The sequence below is a fragment of the Cellulomonas xylanilytica genome (genome assembly GCF_007989805.1).
Taxonomy (GTDB): domain Bacteria; phylum Actinomycetota; class Actinomycetes; order Actinomycetales; family Cellulomonadaceae; genus Cellulomonas; species Cellulomonas xylanilytica.
On record NZ_BJUB01000006.1, the window covers coordinates 203,413 to 224,336 of the forward strand.

The following is a 20,924-nucleotide window of genomic DNA, read 5'->3' on the forward strand; positions in this document are numbered from 1 at the left end:
CCCAGAGTCAGGGCACGTCCGCCTGGACGACCGTCGCGTCGCCCGACCCGGTCAGCGCGCCGTCGGACGCGGGGACGAAGACCGCCTGGCCGCGGGTCAGCGCCAGCGTGCTCCCGTCCTGCGCGCCCAGCTCGACCTCGCCCTCGAGGCACAGGACGATGCGTGGGCCGCGGCCCGGCAGCCGGGTGGCGCCGTCGTCGGTCAGCCGGGTGACCGACAGCTCGAAGTCGTCCACCGGCGCGTAGAAGATCCGGGTCGAGGTGAAGACGCGCTCCGGGGCGATCCGGATGGGCGGCGCCGCGACGCAGTCGACGTTGTCCAGCAGCTCGACCACGTCGACGTGCTTGCGGGTCAGGCCGGCCCGCAGCACGTTGTCCGAGTTCGCCATGATCTCGACGCCGACGCCCTGCAGGTAGGCGTGCACCGTGCCCGCCGGGACGAACAGCGCCTCCCCGCGCTGCAGGGTCACCGGGTTGAGCAGCACAGAGGTCACCGCGCCCGGGTCGCCCGGGTAGGCCGCCGCCAGGCGCATGACCGTGCGGTCCGTGCGGGGGGACGGCGAGCCGTCCGCGAGCCGGCGGGCGCAGGCCTCGGCGAACTTGGCGACGTCGGCGGCAGCCGGACGGGTCTCCGGCTGCAGGAGCCACTCGAACGCGGTGCGCACGCCCTCCGACGACGGGTCCGCGGCGAGCAGCGCGTGCAGGTCGGCGGCGAGCGGGGTGTCGAGGTCCGCCAGCAGCTCGGCGGCCCGCCGCGGGGCGCGGAACCCGACCATCGCGTCCAGCCTGCTCAGCGCGTAGACGAGCTCGGGCTTGTGGTTGTCGTCGCGGTAGCTGCGCTCGGGCGCCGAGACGGGGATGCCGGCTGCGTCCTCCGCGGCGAACCCGGCGCGGGCCCGCTCGAGGGTGGGGTGGACCTGCAGGGAGAGCGGGGCGTTCGCGGCGATGATCTTGAGCAGGTAGGGCAGGTGCGCGCCGAACCTGGAGGTGACGTCGGCTCCGAGGTGGAGCGCGGGGTCGACGGCGATGAGCTGGTCCAGGCCCTGCGGCCCGTCGGCGGTCTGCACGGTCGCCGCGGCACTGGTGTGGGCGCCGAACCAGGCCTCCGCCACCGGCCGTCCGTCCGGCACCATCGCCAGCACGTCCGGGATCGCCGTCGTCGAACCCCAGGCGTAGTGCTGGATGGCTGGCGTGATCCGGTACACGGCGTGGGTCTCCTGCGGATGCTCGTCGTCGTCGTAGCGGCCTAGATTACGGGGCCGTGCACCGCTGCGACGCGATACGCCCGCGCGAACCGGGCGAAATCGGTCACCGCCGGCGCCGGTCCATCCGCGCCGAGACCACCGCACCCAGGGGCAGCACCACGTCGGGGCGCATCGAGGCCGGGACGCCCGCGAGGAACAGCGCGAACACCGCGGGACGGCGCTGCGCGAGCTCGAGCCGGCCGCCGTCGGCGGACGCCAGGTCGCGGGCGAGCGCCAGGCCGAGGCCCGTGCCCTTCCCGGACGTCACCTCACGCTCGAAGATCCGGGGCGCCAGGTCGTCGGGCACGCCGGCGCCCTCGTCGGCCACCTCGACGACGACCGCACCCGAGGGCCCGCTCGGCCGGGAGCGGACGGTCGTCGTCCCGGCGCCGTGCTTCAGCGAGTTCTCGATCAGCGTCGCGATCACCTGCGCGAGCGCACCGGGCGTCGCGAGGACCTGCGTGGTGCGGTCCACCTCGACGACGAGCCGGCGCCCCGCGGCCTGGAACGTCGGCTGCCACTCCTCCTCCTGCTGGTGCACCACCTCGAGGAGCCGCACGGCCTCGGTGGTGCCGCCCTGCAGCCGGCGGGAGCTGGCCAGCAGGTCGTCGACCACCCGCACGAGCCGCTCGACCTGCTCGAGGGAGATCCGCGCCTCCTCGCTCACGTCCGGGTCGTCCGTGGCGACCATGATCTCCTCGAGCCGCATGGACAGCGCCGTGAGCGGCGTGCGCAACTGGTGGGACGCGTCGGAGGCGAACTGCCGCTCGGCCGCCAGCCGCGCGGCCATGCGGTCCGCGCTGCGCGCGAGCTCGGCGGCGACGAGGTCGATCTCCTCGACCCCCGACGGCTCGAGGCGTGGTCGCACCTGCCCGGCGCCCAGCTGCTCGGCGGACGCAGCCAGGTAGACGAGCGGGGCGGTGAGCCGGTTGGCCTGCCAGATCGCCATCGCGATGCCGGCCGCGAACGCGACGACGGCCGCGACGACGACGAGCGCGATCACCCGGGCACTGAGCCAGAAGACGTCCCACCAGGAGACGTAGAGCGTCACGACCGCACCGGTGTCGGACTCGACCTGCACCGACAGCGTGCGGCCCTGGATCCGCTCCCCCGCCTGGTACAGCTCGCCGTCGGGCGTCCGGACGATCACCGAGGCGGCGACCTCACCGACGTCACCGGTGTAGTTCTCGAGCATCCGGTCCGTGAGGTCGATGTCCTGCTCGACGCGGAAGTCGACCGCCCGCGCAGCGGACTCGGCGCGCGCCGACAGCGCCTGCATCTCGTTCTCACGGACCAGCTGCGCGCCGAGGAAGGCGAGCGGGAACCCGAGCAGGACGACCGCGACGGTGACCGCGGCGATCGTCGCCTGCAGGACGCGACGACGCAAGGCTCAGCCCTGCTCGGCGCTCGCGCCGCCCGTCTCGAACCGGAAGCCCATGCCGCGCACCGTGGTGACGTACCGGGGCGCGTTCGCGTCGTCGCCGAGCTTGCGACGCAGCCAGGACACGTGCATGTCCAGCGTCTTGGTGGAGCCCGTGGGGTCGGAACCCCACACCTCGCGCATGAGCGTCTCCCGCGCGACGACGGTGCCGGCCGCGCCGACGAGCACGCGCAGCAGGTCGAACTCCTTGGCCGTCAGGTGCAGCTCCCGCTCGCCCTGGAACGCGCGGTGGGCGGCGACGTCGACGCGGACGTTCTGCGCGTGCAGCTCGTCCTCGTCGCCGGGGTCGCCCACGCTGCGGCGCAGCAGCGCGCGGACACGGGCCAGCAGCTCGGCCAGGCGGAAGGGCTTGGTGACGTAGTCGTCGGCACCCGCGTCGAGGCCGACCACCAGGTCCACCTCGTCGGCGCGCGCGGTCAGCACGAGCAGCGGCGTGGTCAGGCCGAGGTTGCGGATGGCACGGGCGACGTCGAGGCCGTCCATGTCCGGCAGGCCGAGGTCGAGGACGACCAGGTCGGCCGCCGCGGCGCCGTCGATCGCACCTTGACCAGTTCCTTGCACGCGCACGTCATAACCTTCACGCCCGAGGGCGCGGGCCAAAGGCTCGGCAATCGCGGGATCGTCCTCGGCCAGCAGCACCTGGGTCATTCGCCCATGCTAGGTCATGGGACGGTCTTGACCGCCAGGGGGGCGCGCCCACAGGTTCACGTGAATCTTGCGGCCGGCCGTCCCGCTCTGTGCGCCCCTGGTCGGACCGTCGTGGACCTCGGGTCGTCCTGCGGACGCACGCCGGCGACGGTGCCCCCGCCTACCCTCGTGGGGTGACGAGATGGGATCGCCTGCTGCGGTGGGAGGAGGCGCACCGGTTCGCGGTCGACGCGACCGGCACCGGGTTCCTGCTGCTCCTCATGGTCGCGACGTCCACGGACATCACGACGGCGACGGCCGACGCGTCCCGCTCCTTCGCCACCCCGCTCATCTCCTTCGCGGTCGTCGCCCCCCTGGCGTGGCGCCGGGTGCGCCCCACCGCCTCGGCGGTCGCCGTCTACTCCTTCGCCCTCCTGCAGCTCGCGTTCTTCGCCCCGCTGGTGGTGCCCGCGGACTTCGCCGTCCTGATGGCGCTCTACTCGGTCACCGTGCACGGGCCCCGCTGGGCGCACCGTGTCGCGATCGTCAGCACCCTCGTCGGGTCCGTCCTGCTGGGCATCGCGATGAACGGGTGGTTCAACGCCCCCGGCGCCGCGTCGACCGCGGTCTTCACCGGGTTCAGCGCCCTCACGGTCTGGGCGTTCGGCCTCGTGCGCCGCTCCCGCCGCGAGACCATCGAGGCCCTGGTCGACCGTGCCGAGCGCCTCGAGGTCGAGCGCGACCAGCAGTCGCAGATCGCGACCGCCGCCGAGCGCGCGCGGATCGCCCGGGAGATGCACGACATCGTCGCCCACTCCCTGACCGTGATGATCGCGCAGGCCGACGGCGGCCGGTACGCGGCCGACGCCGACCCGGCGGCGGCCACTCGCGCGCTCGGCACCATCGGCGAGACCGGGCGCGCCGCGCTGACCGACATGCGGCGGCTGCTGGGCGTGCTGCGGAACAGCTCCGAGCCGCCCACCACCACCGGCGCCGTCCCGGTGCTGCCGGGGCCCGGCGGGCTGAGCCGCGGCACGGGCCAGGGGTTCGCCCCGCAGCCCGCCGAGTCCGACGTCGGCGCGCTCGTGGAGCAGGTCCGGGCCAGCGGCCTGCGCGCCTCGCTCGTCCGCATGGGCGAGCCGCGCAACCTGCCGCCCGGGACCGGTCTGACCGTCTACCGGATCGCCCAGGAGTCGCTGACCAACGTGCTCAAGCACGCCGGCCCGGACCCCAAGGTCACCGTGCTCGTCCAGTGGCTCCCCGACGCCATCGTGCTCGAGGTCACCGACGACGGCCGCGGTGCGTCGGCGGACAGCGACGGGCTCGGGCAGGGGCTGCTCGGCATGCGGGAACGCACCACGATGTTCGGCGGCACTGTCAGCGCCGGCCCGCGGCCCGGGGGCGGGTTCCGCGTCCGGGCCCAGCTGCCCACCCCGGCCGACACCGCACCCACCAGCGAACCGACCAGCACACCCACCGACGAGAGGACCACCCCCGTGCCGAGCACCCAGGACGAGGCGTCGCGATGAGCGACGGCACGATCCGCGTCGCCCTGGTCGACGACCAGCAGCTGGTCCGCGCCGGGTTCCGCATGGTCATCGACTCGCAGCCCGACCTCGAGGTCGTGCTCGAGGCGGGCGACGGGGCACAGGCCGTGCGCGCCCTCGACCCCGCGGCCCGCACGGCCACCGGGCCGGTCGACGTCGTGCTCATGGACGTCCGGATGCCCACCATGGACGGGCTGACCGCGACCGCGCAGATCATCGCGCGCGCGACGGACGACGCACCGTCGCCCCGCGTCATCGTCCTGACCACCTTCGACCTCGACGAGTACGTGCTCTCCGCCATCCGCGCCGGCGCGAGCGGGTTCCTGCTCAAGGACGCCCCGCCGGAGGAGATGCTCGCCGCGATCCGCACCGTGCACCACGGCGACGCCGTCATCGCCCCGTCGAGCACCCGGCGGCTCCTGGAGCACCTCGTCACCGCGCTCCCGCCCGACGAGCCCGGCACCCCCACCGACCCCGCACGGCTCGCCGTCGCCGACCTCACGGAGCGCGAGCGTGAGGTCCTCGTCCTGATGGCGCGCGGCCGGTCGAACACCGAGATCGGCGCCGACCTGTTCGTCGCCGAGGCGACCGTGAAGACGCACGTGGGCCGCATCCTGGCCAAGCTCCACGTCCGCGACCGGGTCCAGGCCGTCGTCGTCGCCTACGAGACCGGGCTCGTCCGACCGGGATCGTAGGCCCGGCGCCCCCGACGGCGACCGGTGTCGGTCCACGGGATGACGGTCGACCCGTCCGGGGCCTGATGTGCGGGCGACGGGTCCCTCCGTAGCGTCGGTGACGTCATCACCGCACCTCGAAGGAGCCCACCCGTGGACACCACCGTCTTCCGCCCGATCGACGAGGACCAGCCGCGCGTCCCGGGTGGCTCACCGGTCGCCGTCAGCGCCCGGTCGCTCACCAAGGTCTACGGCCAGGGGGCGGCCGAGGTCCGCGCGCTCGACGGCGTCGACGTCGACTTCGCTGCCGGCGCCTTCACGGCGATCATGGGCCCGTCGGGCTCCGGCAAGTCGACCCTCATGCACGTCCTCGCCGGCCTGGACCAGGCGACGTCCGGGACCGCCCGCCTCGGCGCCACCGAGATCACCGCGCTCGACGACGGTGCGCTGACCCGGCTGCGGCGCGACCGGGTGGGGTTCGTGTTCCAGAGCTTCAACCTGCTGCCGATGTTCACGGCCGAGCAGAACATCCTGCTGCCGCTCGAGCTGGCCGGCACGGCCGTGGACCGCGCGTGGTTCGACACGCTGGTGTCCACCCTGGGGCTCGGTCAGCGCCTCACGCACCGGCCGTCGGAGCTGTCCGGCGGTCAGCAGCAGCGGGTCGCCATCGCGCGCGCCCTCATCGCCAAGCCGGAGGTCGTCTTCGCCGACGAGCCCACGGGGAACCTGGACTCGCGCTCGGGCGCCGAGGTGCTGAGCTTCCTGCGGCGCTCGGTGCGTGAGCTGGGCCGCACGATCATCATGGTCACGCACGACCCGACCGCCGCGGCGTACGCGGACCGCGTCGTCCTGCTGGCCGACGGACGCATCGCCGGGGACATCGCCGACCCGACGCCCGAGTCGGTGCTCACGGGCCTGGAGGCCCTGCGCACGCTGGACCAGGCGGCGCTCTGATGCTGCGACTCACCTGGGCGCAGATGCGCCGCAGCCTCGGCCGGCTCACGGCCGCCGCCGTCGCCATCGCGATCGGCACCGCGTTCCTCGCCACCACCCTGATCGCCGGGAACGTCATGACCCGGACCGGCTACGACGCCGTCACCGCGACGTACGCCGGGGCCGACGTCGTGGTGGACGGCGACATCTCCGAGTCCGAGCTCGAGGCGGTGCGCGCCCTGCCGGACGTGCGGGCCGCCGAGCTCCTGGCCCCCACCGGCATCGAGATCCGCAAGGGCGGGACCAGCCGCTGGCAGCTCATGCTGCCGACCATCGACGACCCGAGCCTGAGCTCGCTGGTGGTCGAGGACGGCACCGCGCCGGCGGCCAGCGGAGAGATCGCCCTGCCCCTCGCGACCGCGGACGCCCTCGGTGTCGGCGTCGGCGACCACGTGCAGGTCCGCTGGACCACCTCCGAGCCTGCCGACGACGCGACCGCCGAGCCCACCGCGTCGACCGACGGGTCCGAGGAGGTCTGGCGCACGGTCGACGACGACGTCGTGGTGACCGGCATCGCGTCCGACCCGGCGTCCGCCTGGTCGCAGAGCGGTGGTGCGGGCCTGGTGACGGCCGACGACGCGCTGCGCTGGAGCGGTGCCGAGTCGCTGGGCGAGCTCGGGGCGACGGTCCTCGTGGCCGCGCAGCCGGGGGTGGGCGCCGAGGCGCTGCTGGCCGCGGTCGACCCGCTCGTCCCCGGCACCGAGGCGCTCACCCGGGACGCAGCCGCGGAGAGGTCCGTCTCGCAGTTCTCCGACGGCGGGAACGTGCTGGTCACGCTCGTCCTCGGGTTCGCCGCGGTGGCGCTGCTCGTCGCCGCCCTCGTCATCGCCAACACGTTCCAGGTGCTCGTCGCGCAGCGCACGCGCACGCTCGCCCTCCTGCGCTGCGTCGGCGCCGGCAAGGGGCAGCTGCGCCGCTCCGTGCTGACCGAGGCCGCGATCCTGGGCGTCGCCGCGTCCGTGGCGGGGCTGGTCCTCGGCCTCGTGCTCGGCCAGTCGGCGCTGATGGTGCTCGGCCGCCTGAACCTCGGCGTCCCGCTGCCGTCCACCATCCAGGTGACTGTGCCCGTCGTGCTGCTCCCGCTCCTCGTCGGCACCGTCGTCACCGTCCTCGCCTCCCTGGTCCCCGCCCGTGAGGCGACGCGGGTCTCCCCGATCGCGGCGCTGCGCCCGGCCGAGGCCCCGGCCGTGGGTGCTCGCGGGGGTCGCGTCCGGCTCGCGCTGTCCCTGCTGCTCACGCTCGGCGGTGTCGGGGTCATGCTGCTCGCCGCCGCGCTGTCCAGCAGCGGGCGCGCCGACGCGATGATCCTGCTCGGCGTCGGGGCGCTCGCGGGCGGGCTGTCGTTCGTCGGCGTGCTGCTCGGCGCGGTGTTCTGGGTGCCGAGGGTCGTGTCGCTCGTGGGACGCGCGCTGGCGAGGACCGGGACCAGCGCCCGGCTCGCCGCGGCGAACACCGTGCGCAACCCGCGCCGGACGGCGGCCACCAGTGCCGCTCTGCTGATCGGCGCCACCCTCGTCGCCATGATGAGCACGGGGGCTGCCAGCGCTCGTGTGTCGCTGGCGCAGGAGCTCGACGAGCACTACCCGGTGGATCTGATGGTCGACGGCACGGTCTACGGCGAGACGTCGAGCCTGCCGTCCGACGTCCGCGACGCGGTCGATGCCGTGACCGGGGTCGACACCGTCCTGGAGATGCGGACCGCGGCCGTGCTGCGGGACGACACCTGGGTCATGGTCGCCGCTCCCGCCGACGGCTCCACGACGGACGTGCTGCGCGACCCGCGCACCGCGGACGGCCTGGACGACGGGACGCTGCTGCTCCCCAAGGTGATGTCCGAGGACGTGGCCGGTGACACCGCCACGACGACGGCGTACACGACCGTCGGCGACGCGTCTGACCCCGCACCGGACGGGACGGCCATGCAGCTCCGCGCCGTGCCGAGCGAGCTGGGTGGCGTCTACGCCCTGGTCACCCCGGCCACGTTCGAGCGGCTCGCACCCCAGGCGCCCGTCTCGATGCTGTGGGTCGGGCTGGACCCGGGAGCCGACGCGGCCCTCGTGCTGCAGGACGTGCGGACCGCGCTGCCGGACACCCCCGCGGAGGTCAGCAGCGCCGGTGCCGAGCGTGCGGGCAACGAGCGGGTGATCGACACGCTGCTGGCGATCGTTGTCGGGCTGCTCGGTGTCGCCGTGGTGATCGCGCTGATCGGCGTGGCGAACACCCTGTCGCTCTCGGTCCTCGAGCGGCGTCGGGAGTCCGCGACCCTGCGCGCGATCGGGCTCTCCCGACGACAGCTGCGCGTGATGCTCGCCGTCGAGGGGATGCTCATCGCGGGGGTCGGGGCCGTCCTCGGCGCCGCGCTGGGGCTGCTGTACGGGTGGGCGGGCGCGGTGATCACCTTCGGTGAGATCGGCGACGTGATCCTGGTGGTCCCGTGGACCGACCTGGCGCTCCTGCTCGTCGTCGCGCTCGCGGCGGGTCTGCTCGCCTCGGTCCTGCCGGGACGGGCGGCCGCCCGCACGTCGCCCGTCGCGGCGCTCGCCGTCGACTGACACCCGCCGCGCGGCCGCCGATCCGACCGGTGGTCCTGTGCACGGACCGGTCCGTCCCCCGACCGTGGGGGGCGGGCCGGTCCGTCGTCCCGGTCACGCCAGGGTCGGTCGGTGCGCCTCACCCTGCTCCACCCCGACCCGTCGCGCGGTCCCGGGCTCGTCCCCACCGACGTCGAGGCGGAGCCCGGGCTCCCCCTGTCCGCCCTGCGCCCGGCGCTCGCCCGCGTGAGCGGGTACGCGGGATGGGCGAGCACGGGTGTCCGGGCCGCCGTCGGGGACGCGCTCCTCGACGAGCACCACGTCGTCGGGCACCCTCCGCTCGTCGACGGGTGCCTCCTGCGCACCGGTCGGGGCAGCGGCACGGGGACGGAGCTCGCGGTCCGGTCCGACTGGCACGTCGCCGTGGTCGCGGGACCCGACGGCGGTGGGCTCGCCGCCGTGCCGGCCGACGGGCGGCTGACGGTCGGGCCGCCGGGCGGTCCCGACGCGGTGCCGCCCTTCCTCGCCGTGGCGGACCCGGGGCTCGCCCGTGTGGAGGTGAGGCGTCGCGGCGACCGCGTGCACGTGCGGGTCGGCGTCGGGCGGCACCGGCGCCGACGGCGCTGGCGACCGCACCGTCCGCTGCGCGTGGGCAGCACGACGCTCACGCTGCGGGGACCGGTGCGCGACGACGTACCGGAGACGGCGCCACCGGGCCCCGGCCTGGCGTCGCGGCCCGCGACGTGGCTGGCGCCGCTGGTCGGCTCGGTCGCGCTCGCGGCCGCGCTGCGCCAGCCCGTCCTGCTCCTCGTCGGCCTCGCCGTGCCGCTCGTCGCCCTCGGCGCGGCCGGTGTCGCGCGGTGGCGCCGGCGGCACCGTCGGCCGGGCGACACCGCCGTGCAGGACCTCGCCGCCCTCGTCGCCGCGACCGCCCGCGCGGTCGTGGCCCCGGTGGACCCCGTGACGCTGGACCAGCCCTGGGACCCCGGCGGCTCCCTCGCGGTCGTCGGGCCGCGGAGCCTGGCTCTGCCGGTCGCGCGGGCGGCCGCCCTCGGCGCGCTCGGCAGCCACCTGACCGCCGCGCTCGCGGTCCGCACCCGGCGGCCCGACGACTGGTCCTGGTGCGTGTGGGCGACCGCCCCCGACGCTGCGCTGCCGCTCGGTCCCGGCGACGGCCTCGTCGTCGCCGACGACCCGCCCGACCCGGCCGCGCTCGCCCGGTGGCGGTCGTCGGCCCCCGCGACGCAGCGGCTGCTCCTGCTCGCGGAGTCCCCCGCGGCGGTCCCCGCCTGGTGCCGGGCGCGGCTCGAGGTGGGACCGCGAGCCGTGCGGCTGCACCGGGCGGACGGCCGGGTGGACGACGTCCCCCGGCAGGCGGTCGGCGCCCGGCGCGCCCTGGAGCAGGTCCGCGCGGCGGCAGCGGCCCGGGCACGGGCCGCCGACGCCGGCGACGGAGCCGCGCCGCCCTCCCGGGCCTCGCTCGCGGCGCTCGACGGCATCCCGGCGCCGGACGGCGTCGCCGCGGCATGGGAGGCGCTTCGCGCGGACCTCACCGTGGCGCTCGGGGTGGGGACAGGTGGCCGGACCGTGGCCGTCGACCTCGTCGCGGACGGCCCGCACGCCCTGGTGGCCGGGACGACCGGTGCCGGGAAGTCGGAGCTCCTCACCGCCCTCGTGCTCTCGCTCGCGCTGACGCACCCGCCGGACCGCCTGGCGATCCTGCTCGTCGACTTCAAGGGCGGGACCGGTCTCGGACCCGTCGCCGGGCTCCCGCACGTGCTGGAGCACGTCACGGACCTCGACGCCGCGCACGCCCGACGCGTCCTCGTGTCGTTGCGTGCGGAGCTGCGCCGCCGCGAGGCCGTCCTGTCCGCCGCGGGTGCCCGTGACCTGCGCGAGCTCGACCCGGCAGGCGCGACGACGCCGCCGCGCCTGCTCGTCGTCGTCGACGAGCTGCGGGCGCTCACCGAGGACGTGCCCGACGCGTCCGCCGCCCTCACCCGGATCGCCGCCCAGGGACGCGCGCTCGGTGTGCACCTCGTGCTGGCCACCCAGCGGCCCGCGGGTGCGGTCGGTGCCGACCTGCGGGCGAACGTCGGCCTACGGATCGCGCTGCGGGTCACGGACCAGGCCGACTCCACGGACGTGCTCGACGCTCCGGACGCCTCCCGCCTCGACCCGGCGACCCCGGGTCGCGCGTGGGTCCGACGCGGGACGCAGCCGCTCGAGGCGGTCCAGGTCGCGCGGGCCGTCACGGCGGCCGCGACGCCGGTCGTGCGCCTCGCGCCCGCGTGGTCCGACGCGGGTGCCGCCCCGTGGTCCCCCGTCGCGCCCGGCCCTCCCGTGGACGACGACGCGGGCGCGGACTGGGTGCACGCCGCCGTCCACGCCGCGTCCGGCCGACCGGCGACCACCGGCTGCCCCTGGCTCCCCGCCCTGCCCGCCGTGGTCCGGCCGGGGGACGTCCCGGACGGGCCCGGTCTGGCGCTCGCCGTCGCCGACCTGCCCGAGGAGCAGCGTCGAGGCGCGGTGCGCTGGGACCCGGCCGACGGACCGCTCCTGGTCGTGGGCGGACCTCGCTCGGGTCGTACGACGACGCTGGTCACCGCTGCGCTGGAGGCCCTGGACCGGGGGTGGGCGGTGCACACCGTCGGGTTGCCCGCCGCGTCCCTGGACCGGCTGCGCGCGGCCGACCGGCACGGCCGGCTGGGCAGCGACCTGGAGACCGACGACGCCCGCGCGGTGGCTCGTCTCCTCGAGCTCCTCGCGGAGGCGCACCGTCCGCACGTGCTGCTCGTCGTCGACCGCCTCGACCTGCTGCTCGACTCGGTCGGCCGGCTCGCGCGAGGTGCGGGCGCCGACCGGTTGACCGCCCTCTGGCGCAGCAGCACGACGAGCACGGCGCTCGCGGCCGGGGCCGCCGCGGGGCCCACCGCGCTGCAGCACGCCGGCGCGTTCGCCCACCGGCTGGTGCTCCCGCTGGCCGACGCGACGCTCGACACCGTCGCCGGGGTGCCGTCCGGCCTGGCGGGTCGTCGCACCACCCCGGGCAGGGCCGTGCACCTGCACGCGACGGGGGCGCAGGTGTGCCAGGTGGTCCTGCCCGGGCCACCCGGCGCACGGGTCACGGCGGCCGGGCGGGACGCCTCCGTGGTGCTCGTCCGGCCGCTGCCCGAGCGCGCGGACCTGCCTGCCGCGCTCGACGCCGGGTCGAGCCGTCTCGAGGTCGCGCTGGGCCTGGGCGGGGACCAGGCGGAGGTCGTACGGGTCGACGTGCGGCACGGGCTGCTGGTCGCCGGACCTCCCGGCTCGGGTCGGAGCACGGCGCTGCGCGTGGTGGCCCGCTCGCTCGTGCGGTCGGGTGTACGAGTCCTGCGGCTGGTGGACCCCGCGGGCCCACCGGTCCCCGCGCTCGCCGGCGTGCAGGACGTGGGACCGGCCGATCTGGTCCAGGCGTGCGGGGACCCTGACGGGACGGTGCTGCTCGTCGACGACCTCGACGACCTCCACCGGGACCACCCCGGGCTCGACGACCTGCTGCCGCCGACGCTCGGCGTGGTCGCCGCCGTGACGTCGTCGGCGGCGGCTCAGGCGTTCCGGGGCACGGTGGCGCGGCTCGTGCGCCGTCGCCGGACCCTCGTGCTGGACGTGCACGACCACGCGTCCGCCGAGCTCGTCGGTCCGCGCGCGGCGTGGTCGGTCGACCCGTCCCGCCGGCCCGCCGGACGTGGCGTGCTGCTGACGGGCCGGGAGGCGGTGGTCGTCCAGGTCTACGCGGGCGGGTCCTGACGGCGGGCCGTGGCGGCGACCGCCGACGGCAGCAGGAGCCCGACGCCGATCAGCACCGCGACGACGAGCACGACCACGGCCCAGGCCGTCGGCTCTGCCCCGAGCCAGCCGATGGCGAGGACGACGAGCAGGATCTGCCACATGATCACGGGCGAGCGCGCCCAGCGACGCCCGCGCCAGAGACCTCGCGCGGCGAGCAGCAGCAGGAGCGCGACGCCGACACCGAAGGCGGCGAGGAAGAGGCTCGCCGCCGGCATCGAGGCGGCTCCACGGAGCACGTCGACGATCCAGGCGACACCCAGCCCCAGGAAGGCCGCGGCCTCGAGGGTCACGAGGAGGCACACGACGAGCAGCACAGCAGGACGACCAGTCACGGGCACGAGCCTAGGCACTGCGGCCCGACCCGTCGTCGTCGTGCCTGACCTGCACCGACGCTCACTCCCCGTTACCACGGTTCCGAGGTGACTGACACCACCACGTGACCCTGGTCACCGCGTCGGCCGGGCGCCGGGTCGGGGACGTTTGTCCGACTATCCCCCTCACCTGCAGCAACACGCGGCACACAGCGCGGCACAGCCCGTGCACAGGTGTGACGAACGCCTCAGTCGTTATGGTTATGAAACCTCCTCGTAACCCTTGTGGAGTTCCCGGACCGGTGCGAGCCTTGATGCAGTACGTCCCCCACCCCCGATCTCACGTCCAGACTCGCGCGCCCTGACCCCGGGCGTCCCTCGACGTGTGCCTAGGAGAGAACTCATGGATTGGCGCCACCGCGCAGCGTGTCTCGACGAGGACCCGGAGCTGTTCTTCCCCATCGGCAACACCGGCCCCGCCCTGCTCCAGATCGACGAGGCGAAGGCCGTCTGCCGCCGCTGCCCCGTCGTCGACACGTGCCTGAAGTGGGCCATCGAGACCGGTCAGGACGCGGGCGTCTGGGGCGGGCTCTCGGAGGACGAGCGCCGCGCGCTCAAGCGCCGCACCGCGCGCCAGCGCCGCGCCGGCTGACCTCACCGCACCCGCTCGGCCTCGGCCCCGCTGCGCACCGCGCGGCGGGGCCGAGTCATGTCCGGGCTCGGATCTCGCGCCTGCGTCCGGCGGGGTCGTCGCAGCCGGTCGTCAGACCAGCGCAGCGGCGTCCCGAGGTCCGCGCAACCGGGCCTCGATGACCACGGACGTCCCGCCACCCTCGCGGCTCGCCCACTCGATCGTCCCGCGCATCTCGTTGGTGACCAGCGTCGAGACGATCTGCGTGCCCAGCCCGGTCCCGGCTCCCCGCTCGGTCGGCAGGCCGGAGCCGTCGTCGGCGACCTCGACCCGCAGCGCGTCGTCCTGCCGCTCGACGATGACCTCCACCGTGCCGGACTCCCGCCCCTCGAACCCGTGCTCGACCGCGTTGGTCACCAGCTCGGTGAGGATGAGCGCGAGCGCCGTCGCGTCCTCGGCGGGGATCGACCCGAAGGAGCCGCGCACCAAGGTCCGCACGTGCGCGCCCTCCGTCGCCACGTCCGCGGCGAGCCGCAGGCTGCGACCGACGAGGTCGTCGAACGGCACGCTCTCGTCGAGGGTCTGCGACAGCGTCTCGTGCACCAGCGCGATCGTGGCGACCCGGCGCATGGCCTCGCCCAGGGCCTCCTTGGCCTCCGGTGACGCCACCCGCCGCGACTGGAGCCGCAGGAGGGCCGCGACCGTCTGGAGGTTGTTCTTCACGCGGTGGTGGATCTCGCGGATCGTGGCGTCCTTCGTGATGAGCTCGCGCTCCCGGCGCCGCAGCTCCGAGACGTCACGGCACAGCAGCACCGCACCGACCCGCTGGCCGTGCTCGGTGAGCGGCACGGCGCGCAGCGACAGCGCGACGCCGCGGGCCTCGACGTCGACCCGCCACGGGGCGCGGCCCATCAGGACGAGCGGCATCGACTCGTCGACGGTGTCGTGCTGCTCGATCAGCTCGGCCGTCACCTCGACGAGCGAGCGCCCGACCAGGTCCCCCACCACCCCCAGCCGGTGGAAGCACGACAGGGCGTTCGGGCTCGCGTACAGCACCTCGCCCTCGGAGTTGAGCCGGACCAGCCCGTCCCCGACACGCGGCGCGCCGCGGCGCGGGCCCGTGGGGGCGTCGGGCGCCGGGAACTCGCCGCGGCCGACCATCGCGAAGACGTCGTCGGCCGCCTCGACGTAGTTGAGCTCGAGCCGGCTGGGCGTGCGCGCGCCGCCGAGGTTGGTCTGCCGGGCGAGAACCGCGATCGCCTTGCCGTGGCGGACCACCGGGACCGCCTCCTCGCGCACCGCGTAGGACCCGAACCAGCGCGGCTCGCGCGACCGCTGCGCCGCACGCTCGTCGAGCGAGCGCTGCAGCTGGGGCCGCTGACCCTCCGGCGCGCTCGAGCCGACGACGTCGTCGTAGTGCACGGTCGCGCCGGTCGACGGCCGTGCCTGGGCGATCGCGACGAAGTCGCCGTCCGTCGTCGGCAGCCACAGGACCAGGTCGGCGAACGCCAGGTCGGACAGGACCTGCCAGTCACCGACGAGCAGGTGCAGCCACTCCAGGTCCTGAGCGTCGAGCGTGGCGTAACGAGCGGCGAGGGTGCTCAGGGTGGACACGGGGACCAGGGTAGGTGGCGCCGCACCGGTGGTGAGCAGGACGGCCAGGACGTGGGCGGATAGCCTCGGACCCACCGACTCGATCACCGAAGGACCCACCGTGCGACTGAGCGTGACGCTCGACCTCCCGACGGACGCGCGCGCCGCGGCGCTGCTCCTGGCGGACCCGGAGTACGTGCACCAGAAGGTCCGCGCGAGCGGCGCTCTCGAGCAGCACGTGGACGTGACCGGCGACCCGGACGACGCGTTCACGGTGACGACCCGTCGCGCCCTGCCCACCGACCAGATCCCCGCCCACCTGCGCAGCTTCGTCGGGAGCCAGATCGACGTGCGGCAGGTCGAGGCGTGGGAGGCGGCTGCGGCGGACGGCTCGCGCGTCGGGACGGTCGTGGTCGAGATCGCCGGCGCACCGGTCCGCCTGAGCGGGCGCACGGCACTGACGCCCACCGACACCGGCTCGACGACGGTCACGTACGACGGCGACCTGCGCGCGACCGTGCCGCTCTTCGCAGCCGCGATCGAGCAGGCGGCCGCGGGGGCGATCCGGTCCGCGCTGGAGGTCGAGCAGGACGTCGCGCGCCGGTGGATCGAGGGTCACGCCGCCGGTCCCGCCCATGGTCACAGCGAGGCTCCGCAGCCGTAACGATTCGGTAACACGGACCGATGTCCATATCGCTCTGACCTGCAGGAATGATGGTGTGGGATCGCTACCACGCCTTTTAGCCCACTCCGTGTCCTTGACACTCGCCGGGGCGCCGACGACAGTTCTCCGCAGCGCGTGGGAACGCTCCCGCATCACTGCGGAAGGGAACGTGCCCGCGCCGGGTCCACACGGCCCAACCCGATGTTCGCACGCCCCCCTTTTCGGCGGGCGGACGACGGGTGCCCTAGGGGTACGGCGAGGACGCCGTCCGACTGACAAGGGAGTCACAGTGCGCAAGACCACCAGCAAGATGTGGGCAGCCGCGGCGGGGGTCACGGGCATCGCCCTCCTCGCCACCGCCTGCTCGGGCAACGCGGACACGCCCAGCGACGAGGGTTCTGAGGGCGGTTCCGAGAACATCACCCTGACGCTGGGCACGTTCAACGAGCCCGGCTACACGGACGAGATGTTCGCGGCGTACGAGGCCGAGAACCCCGGCATCACGATCGAGAACAAGAAGGCCGCGACCTCGAACGAGGCCCGCGACAACCTGAACACGCGCCTCGCGTCGGGTTCGGGCGCCTCGGACGTCGAGATGATCGAGATCGACTGGCTCCCCGAGCTCATGCAGTACCCGGACAAGTTCGTCGACCTGACCGACCCGGAGCTCGAGGGCCGCTGGCTCGACTGGAAGGTCGAGCAGGCCACGACGCCCGACGGCATCCTCCTGGGCTACGGCACGGACATCGGCCCGCAGGCGATCGCGTTCCGCGGCGACCTGCTCGCCGCGGCCGGCCTGCCCTCCACGCGTGAGGAGGTCGCCGCCGCGCTCGGTGGCGCCGACGCCACGTGGGAGGACTACTTCGCGTTCGGCAAGCAGTACACCGAGGCCACGGGCAAGCCCTTCTTCGACGCTGCTGGTGCCATCTACCAGGGCATGATCAACCAGGTCAAGAACGCCTACGAGGAGGAGGACGGCACGATCATCGCCGCCGAGAACCCCGAGGTGAAGGCGATCTACGAGGCAGTCACCACCGCGTCCGTGACCGACAACCTGTCGGCTCACCTCGGCCAGTGGAGCGACGACTGGACCGCCTCGTTCCAGACGGACGGCTTCGCGACCATGCTGGCCCCGGGCTGGATGCTCGGTGTCATCGAGGGCAACTCGGCCGGCGTGACCGGCTGGGACATCGCGGACGTCTTCCCCGGCGGCGCCGGCAACTGGGGCGGCTCGTTCATGACCGTCCCGGCGCAGAGCAAGCACCAGGAGGAGGCGAAGAAGTTCGCCGCCTGGCTGACGGCTCCGGAGCAGCAGCTCCAGGCCTACAAGAACAAGGGCACGTTCCCGAGCCAGACCGAGGCGCTCGCCTCGGACGAGCTGCTCAGCTCCACGAACGCGTTCTTCAACGACGCCCCGGCCGGCCAGATCCTGGCCAACCGTGCCGAGGGCATCGTCGCCCCGTTCAAGGGCCCGAACTACTTCGCCGTCAACGACGCGATGCAGTCGGCTCTGACCGAGGTCGACGTCAACGGCGGTGACGCCGCTGCACAGTGGGACACCTTCGTCGCTGCGGTCAACGCACTCGGCTGACGCACGCCATGGGGCCGGGCCGATGGGGTCATCCATCGGCCCGGCCCTGCCAGCGTAGGCTCCTGACCACCGCCACGAAGGACATCTGATGGCTACCTCCACCACCCCACCTCAGCTCGACAGCGGTCGTCTCCCCGACCCCGAGCGCGCCCCCCGCCGGGTCGGCTTCAGCCAGACCCTCGGCCGCTGGGACGTCAAGGTCTCGCCGTACCTCTACATCTCCCCGTTCTTCATCCTGTTCGCGCTCACGGGTCTGTTCCCCCTCGTCTACACGGCCTACGTGTCCGTGCACGACTGGAACCTCATCGGTGGCAAGGGTGCCTTCGTCGGCTTCGAGAACTACCTGTTCGTCGTCCAGGAGCCCAACTTCTGGAAGAGCCTGCGCAACACGTTCAGCATCTTCATCCTGTCGACGGTCCCCCAGCTGATCATCGCGATCGTGCTCGCGGCGCTCCTCGACGCGAACCTGCGCGCGCGCACCTTCTGGCGCATGGGCGTGCTGCTGCCCTACGTCGTCGCCCCCGTCGCGGTCAGCCTCATCTTCGGCAAGCTCTTCGCCGACAAGTCCGGTCTCATCAACACGGTGCTCGGCTACGTCGGCATCGACCCGATCGGCTGGCACGCGCAGATCCTGCCCAGCCACATCGCGATCGCCACGATGGTCGACTTCCGCTGGACGGGCTACAACACCCTGATCCTGCTCGCCGCGATGCAGGCCATCCCGCGCGACCTGTACGAGGCGGCCGTCCTGGACGGTGCCACGCGGGTGCGCCAGTTCTTCTCGGTCACCGTCCCGATGCTGCGCCCGACGATCATCTTCGTGGTCATCACGTCCACCATCGGCGGCCTCCAGATCTTCGACGAGCCGCGCCTGTTCGACCAGACCGGCCAGGGTGGCCCGAGCCGCCAGTGGATGACGGCGACCATGTACATCTACGAGCTCGGCTGGGGCAACCAGAAGAGCTTCGGACGAGCGTCCGCGGTCGCGTGGATCCTGTTCGTCATCATCCTCGTCATCGGCCTGATCAACTTCCAGATCACGCGCCGGATCTCGTCCGACTCGTCGACGACCAAGCGGAAGAAGGTTTCCCGATGAGCGCCCCCTCGCTGCCGGTCATCCAGCAGACCGCCGGCCGTGGCGCCGCCCGCGCCGCCGGGCGCAGCCGCTCGACGGCCGCCGGCTCCGAGCGCCGCCCGGGCTGGGTCACCTACGTCCTGATCGGCATCGCGGTCGCCCTCGCGATCGCCCCGCTGTACTACGCGTTCCTGCTGGCGTCGTCGAACTCGGCGTACATCGCGCAGAACCCGATCCCGTCCCTGATCCCGCAGGGCGAGTTCTTCGACAACGTCGGCAAGGTCCTCAACGGCAACATCCCGTTCTGGAAGGCGCTCGGCAACTCGATCATCGTCGGGACGATCACCGCGGTCTCCGTGGTGCTGTTCTCCACGCTCGCCGGGTTCTCGTTCTCCAAGCTGCGGTTCCGTGGACGCAGCGCCCTGCTGGTGTTCGTCATCGCCACGACCGCCGTGCCCACGCAGCTCGGCATCGTCCCGCTGTTCATCCTCATGTCCCAGCTCGGGTGGACCGGCAAGCTCATCGCCGTCATCGTCCCGGGTCTGGTCACCGCGTTCGGCGTCTTCTGGATGACCCAGTACCTCGAGTCGGCCCTGCCGTACGAGCTCGTCGAGGCAGCTCGCGTCGACGGTGCGTCGATGATCCGGACCTTCTGGCACATCGCGCTCCCGGCGGCACGGCCGGCGGCCGTGATGCTCGGCCTGTTCACGTTCGTCTCGTCGTGGACGAACTTCTTCTGGCCGTTCATCGTCCTGGGACCGCAGAACCCGACCCTGCCGGTCGTCCTCCAGCTGCTCCAGGCGTCCTACTTCAAGGACATGTCGCTGATCATGGCGGGCGTCACCATCTCCACGATCCCGCTCATCATCCTGTTCTTCATCGCCGGCCGTCAGCTGGTCGCCGGCATCATGCAGGGTGCCGTCAAGGGCTGATCCGCGCACACTGCTCGTGGTACGCCCCGGGCGTTCATGGTCGTCCAGACCTGAGAAGCCCGGTCGATGGTTGAGGCGGGGTGCTCCCCGAGCACCCCGCCTCTCCCGTCACCAGCTCGTCATCGCTGCCTCGGCAGCCACAGGAGGGAAGACCAACGGTGGTCGACAACATCCCGGTCCACGTGGACCCCGCGCGGCCCGCCGCGCCGACGCTCGAGCAGGTCGCCGAGCGCGCCGGAGTCTCACGCTCAACAGCTTCCCGCGCCATCAACGGTGGCCTGCGCGTGTCTCCCGAGGCTCTCGCCTCGGTCGAGGCCGCGGTGACCGACCTCGGGTACACCCCTAACCGGGCCGCACGCTCCCTCGTCACCAAGCGCACGGACTCGATCGCGCTCGTGGTCCCCGAGCCCGACGAGCGCGTCCTGTCGGACCCGTTCTTCGCGGGCACCCTGAACGGCCTGAGCACCTCGCTGGCCGACTCGGACATGCAGGTCGTGCTCGTCATCGCCCGCCCGGGCGAGAGCGAGCGGACCGTCCGCTACCTGCGCAACGGGCACGTCGACGGCGCGATCGTCGTCTCGCACCACGCGAACGACGAGCTCGACCGGGCGCTGCAGCTCAGCCGCGTGCCGAACGTGTTCGTCGGTCGGCCGCTCTCCGCGGACGAGCGGGACGTCCAGTACGTCGACACCGACAACGTCGAGGGCGGTCGCCTGGCCACGCAGCACCTCATCGACCGGGGCTGCCGACGCATCGCGACGATCGCCGGCCCGGAGGACATGTCGGCCGGTATCGACCGGCTCACCGGCTGGCGCAACGCGATCCGTGCCGCCGGGATGCCGGACGACGCCGTGGTGCGTGGTGACTTCACGATGGCGTCGGGCACCATCGCGGCGCGCGAGCTGCTGGCCCGGTTCCCCGACGTCGACGCGATCTTCATCGCGTCCGACCTGATGGCCGCCGGTGCGCTCAGCGTGCTGGCGGAGCACGGCCGGGAGGTCCCGAACGACATCGCCGTGGTCGGGTACGACAACCTCGGGGTCGCGGCGTCGACCACTCCCCCGCTGACCAGCGTGATCCAGCCGGTGGTCGCGATGGCGCGGGCCGCGGGCGCGCGCCTGCTGGACCAGCTCAACGGCGCGCCGCCGTCGCCGCCGCTGATCTTCGCCCCGGAGCTGGTCATCCGCGCCTCGGCGTAGCGCTCACGCAGAAGGCCCGGTGGATGATCCCACCGGGCCGT

At 73.8% G+C, this 20,924-nt stretch carries 16 protein-coding genes; 11 read left to right on the plus strand and 5 right to left on the minus strand.

The window, feature by feature from the left end; translation table 11 throughout:
• Positions 1–7: 7 nt before the first annotated feature.
• From manA to CXY01_RS11005, 3 genes are all read right to left on the minus strand, one after another.
• Complete coding sequence (manA, locus tag CXY01_RS10995) at positions 8–1,204, minus strand: mannose-6-phosphate isomerase, class I (RefSeq protein WP_146927464.1); 1,197 nt, start codon at positions 1,202–1,204, stop codon at positions 8–10.
• Between the two features lie 103 nt (positions 1,205–1,307).
• The gene (locus CXY01_RS11000; RefSeq protein WP_146927465.1) at positions 1,308–2,630 is read right to left on the minus strand and encodes a sensor histidine kinase; all 1,323 of its coding nucleotides are present in this window, start codon (positions 2,628–2,630) and stop codon (positions 1,308–1,310) included.
• A 3-nt stretch (positions 2,631–2,633) separates the two neighbouring features.
• Positions 2,634–3,332: a response regulator transcription factor gene (locus CXY01_RS11005; protein WP_146927466.1), complete on the minus strand. Its 699-nt coding sequence runs from the start codon at positions 3,330–3,332 to the stop codon at positions 2,634–2,636.
• A 173-nt stretch (positions 3,333–3,505) separates the two neighbouring features.
• Here CXY01_RS11005 and CXY01_RS11010 point away from each other — a divergent pair, with 173 nt between their 5' ends.
• From CXY01_RS11010 to CXY01_RS11030, 5 genes are all read left to right on the plus strand, one after another.
• Complete coding sequence (locus tag CXY01_RS11010; protein ID WP_146927467.1) at positions 3,506–4,840, plus strand: sensor histidine kinase; 1,335 nt, start codon at positions 3,506–3,508, stop codon at positions 4,838–4,840.
• Positions 4,837–5,553 (plus strand): response regulator, encoded by a 717-nt coding sequence (locus CXY01_RS11015; protein ID WP_146927468.1) that lies wholly within the window; start codon positions 4,837–4,839, stop codon positions 5,551–5,553. Before CXY01_RS11010 ends, CXY01_RS11015 begins: the two co-directional genes overlap by 4 nt.
• Before the next feature lie 132 nt (positions 5,554–5,685).
• Complete coding sequence (locus CXY01_RS11020; RefSeq protein ID WP_146927469.1) at positions 5,686–6,486, plus strand: ABC transporter ATP-binding protein; 801 nt, start codon at positions 5,686–5,688, stop codon at positions 6,484–6,486.
• Entirely contained in the window at positions 6,486–9,077 is a 2,592-nt protein-coding gene (locus CXY01_RS11025) for an ABC transporter permease (protein WP_146927470.1), read from the plus strand. Before CXY01_RS11020 ends, CXY01_RS11025 begins: the two co-directional genes overlap by 1 nt.
• Before the next feature lie 111 nt (positions 9,078–9,188).
• The gene (locus CXY01_RS11030) at positions 9,189–12,845 is read left to right on the plus strand and encodes an FtsK/SpoIIIE domain-containing protein (protein WP_146927471.1); all 3,657 of its coding nucleotides are present in this window, start codon (positions 9,189–9,191) and stop codon (positions 12,843–12,845) included.
• Here the strand turns inward: CXY01_RS11030 and CXY01_RS11035 are convergent.
• Positions 12,827–13,219: a hypothetical protein gene (locus CXY01_RS11035; RefSeq protein WP_146927472.1), complete on the minus strand. Its 393-nt coding sequence runs from the start codon at positions 13,217–13,219 to the stop codon at positions 12,827–12,829. The two genes, CXY01_RS11030 and CXY01_RS11035, sit on opposite strands and share 19 nt — an antisense overlap.
• Positions 13,220–13,601: 382 nt before the next feature.
• Between CXY01_RS11035 and CXY01_RS11040 the strand changes: the two genes are divergently transcribed.
• Positions 13,602–13,850 (plus strand): WhiB family transcriptional regulator, encoded by a 249-nt coding sequence (locus tag CXY01_RS11040; protein WP_055912771.1) that lies wholly within the window; start codon positions 13,602–13,604, stop codon positions 13,848–13,850.
• Between the two features lie 111 nt (positions 13,851–13,961).
• On the opposite strand, the gene CXY01_RS11045 is transcribed toward CXY01_RS11040, so the two are convergent.
• Positions 13,962–15,443: a sensor histidine kinase gene (locus CXY01_RS11045; RefSeq protein ID WP_146927473.1), complete on the minus strand. Its 1,482-nt coding sequence runs from the start codon at positions 15,441–15,443 to the stop codon at positions 13,962–13,964.
• A gap of 100 nt (positions 15,444–15,543) precedes the next feature.
• On the opposite strand from CXY01_RS11045, the gene CXY01_RS11050 reads away from it, so the two are divergent.
• From CXY01_RS11050 to CXY01_RS11070, 5 genes are all read left to right on the plus strand, one after another.
• A complete protein-coding gene (locus tag CXY01_RS11050) occupies positions 15,544–16,086 on the plus strand; it encodes a DUF2505 domain-containing protein (RefSeq protein WP_146927474.1) in 543 nt (180 codons plus the stop codon).
• Between the two features lie 289 nt (positions 16,087–16,375).
• Complete coding sequence (locus CXY01_RS11055) at positions 16,376–17,677, plus strand: ABC transporter substrate-binding protein (protein ID WP_246125246.1); 1,302 nt, start codon at positions 16,376–16,378, stop codon at positions 17,675–17,677.
• Positions 17,678–17,765: 88 nt separating this feature from the next.
• A complete protein-coding gene (locus tag CXY01_RS11060) occupies positions 17,766–18,773 on the plus strand; it encodes a carbohydrate ABC transporter permease (RefSeq protein ID WP_146927475.1) in 1,008 nt (335 codons plus the stop codon).
• The gene (locus CXY01_RS11065; RefSeq protein WP_146927476.1) at positions 18,770–19,684 is read left to right on the plus strand and encodes a carbohydrate ABC transporter permease; all 915 of its coding nucleotides are present in this window, start codon (positions 18,770–18,772) and stop codon (positions 19,682–19,684) included. The genes CXY01_RS11060 and CXY01_RS11065 overlap by 4 nt, the downstream gene beginning before the upstream one ends.
• Positions 19,685–19,842: 158 nt before the next feature.
• On the plus strand, positions 19,843–20,883 hold the full coding sequence (locus tag CXY01_RS11070; protein ID WP_146927477.1) for a LacI family DNA-binding transcriptional regulator: 1,041 nt from the start codon (positions 19,843–19,845) through the stop codon (positions 20,881–20,883).
• Positions 20,884–20,924 lie beyond the last annotated feature (41 nt).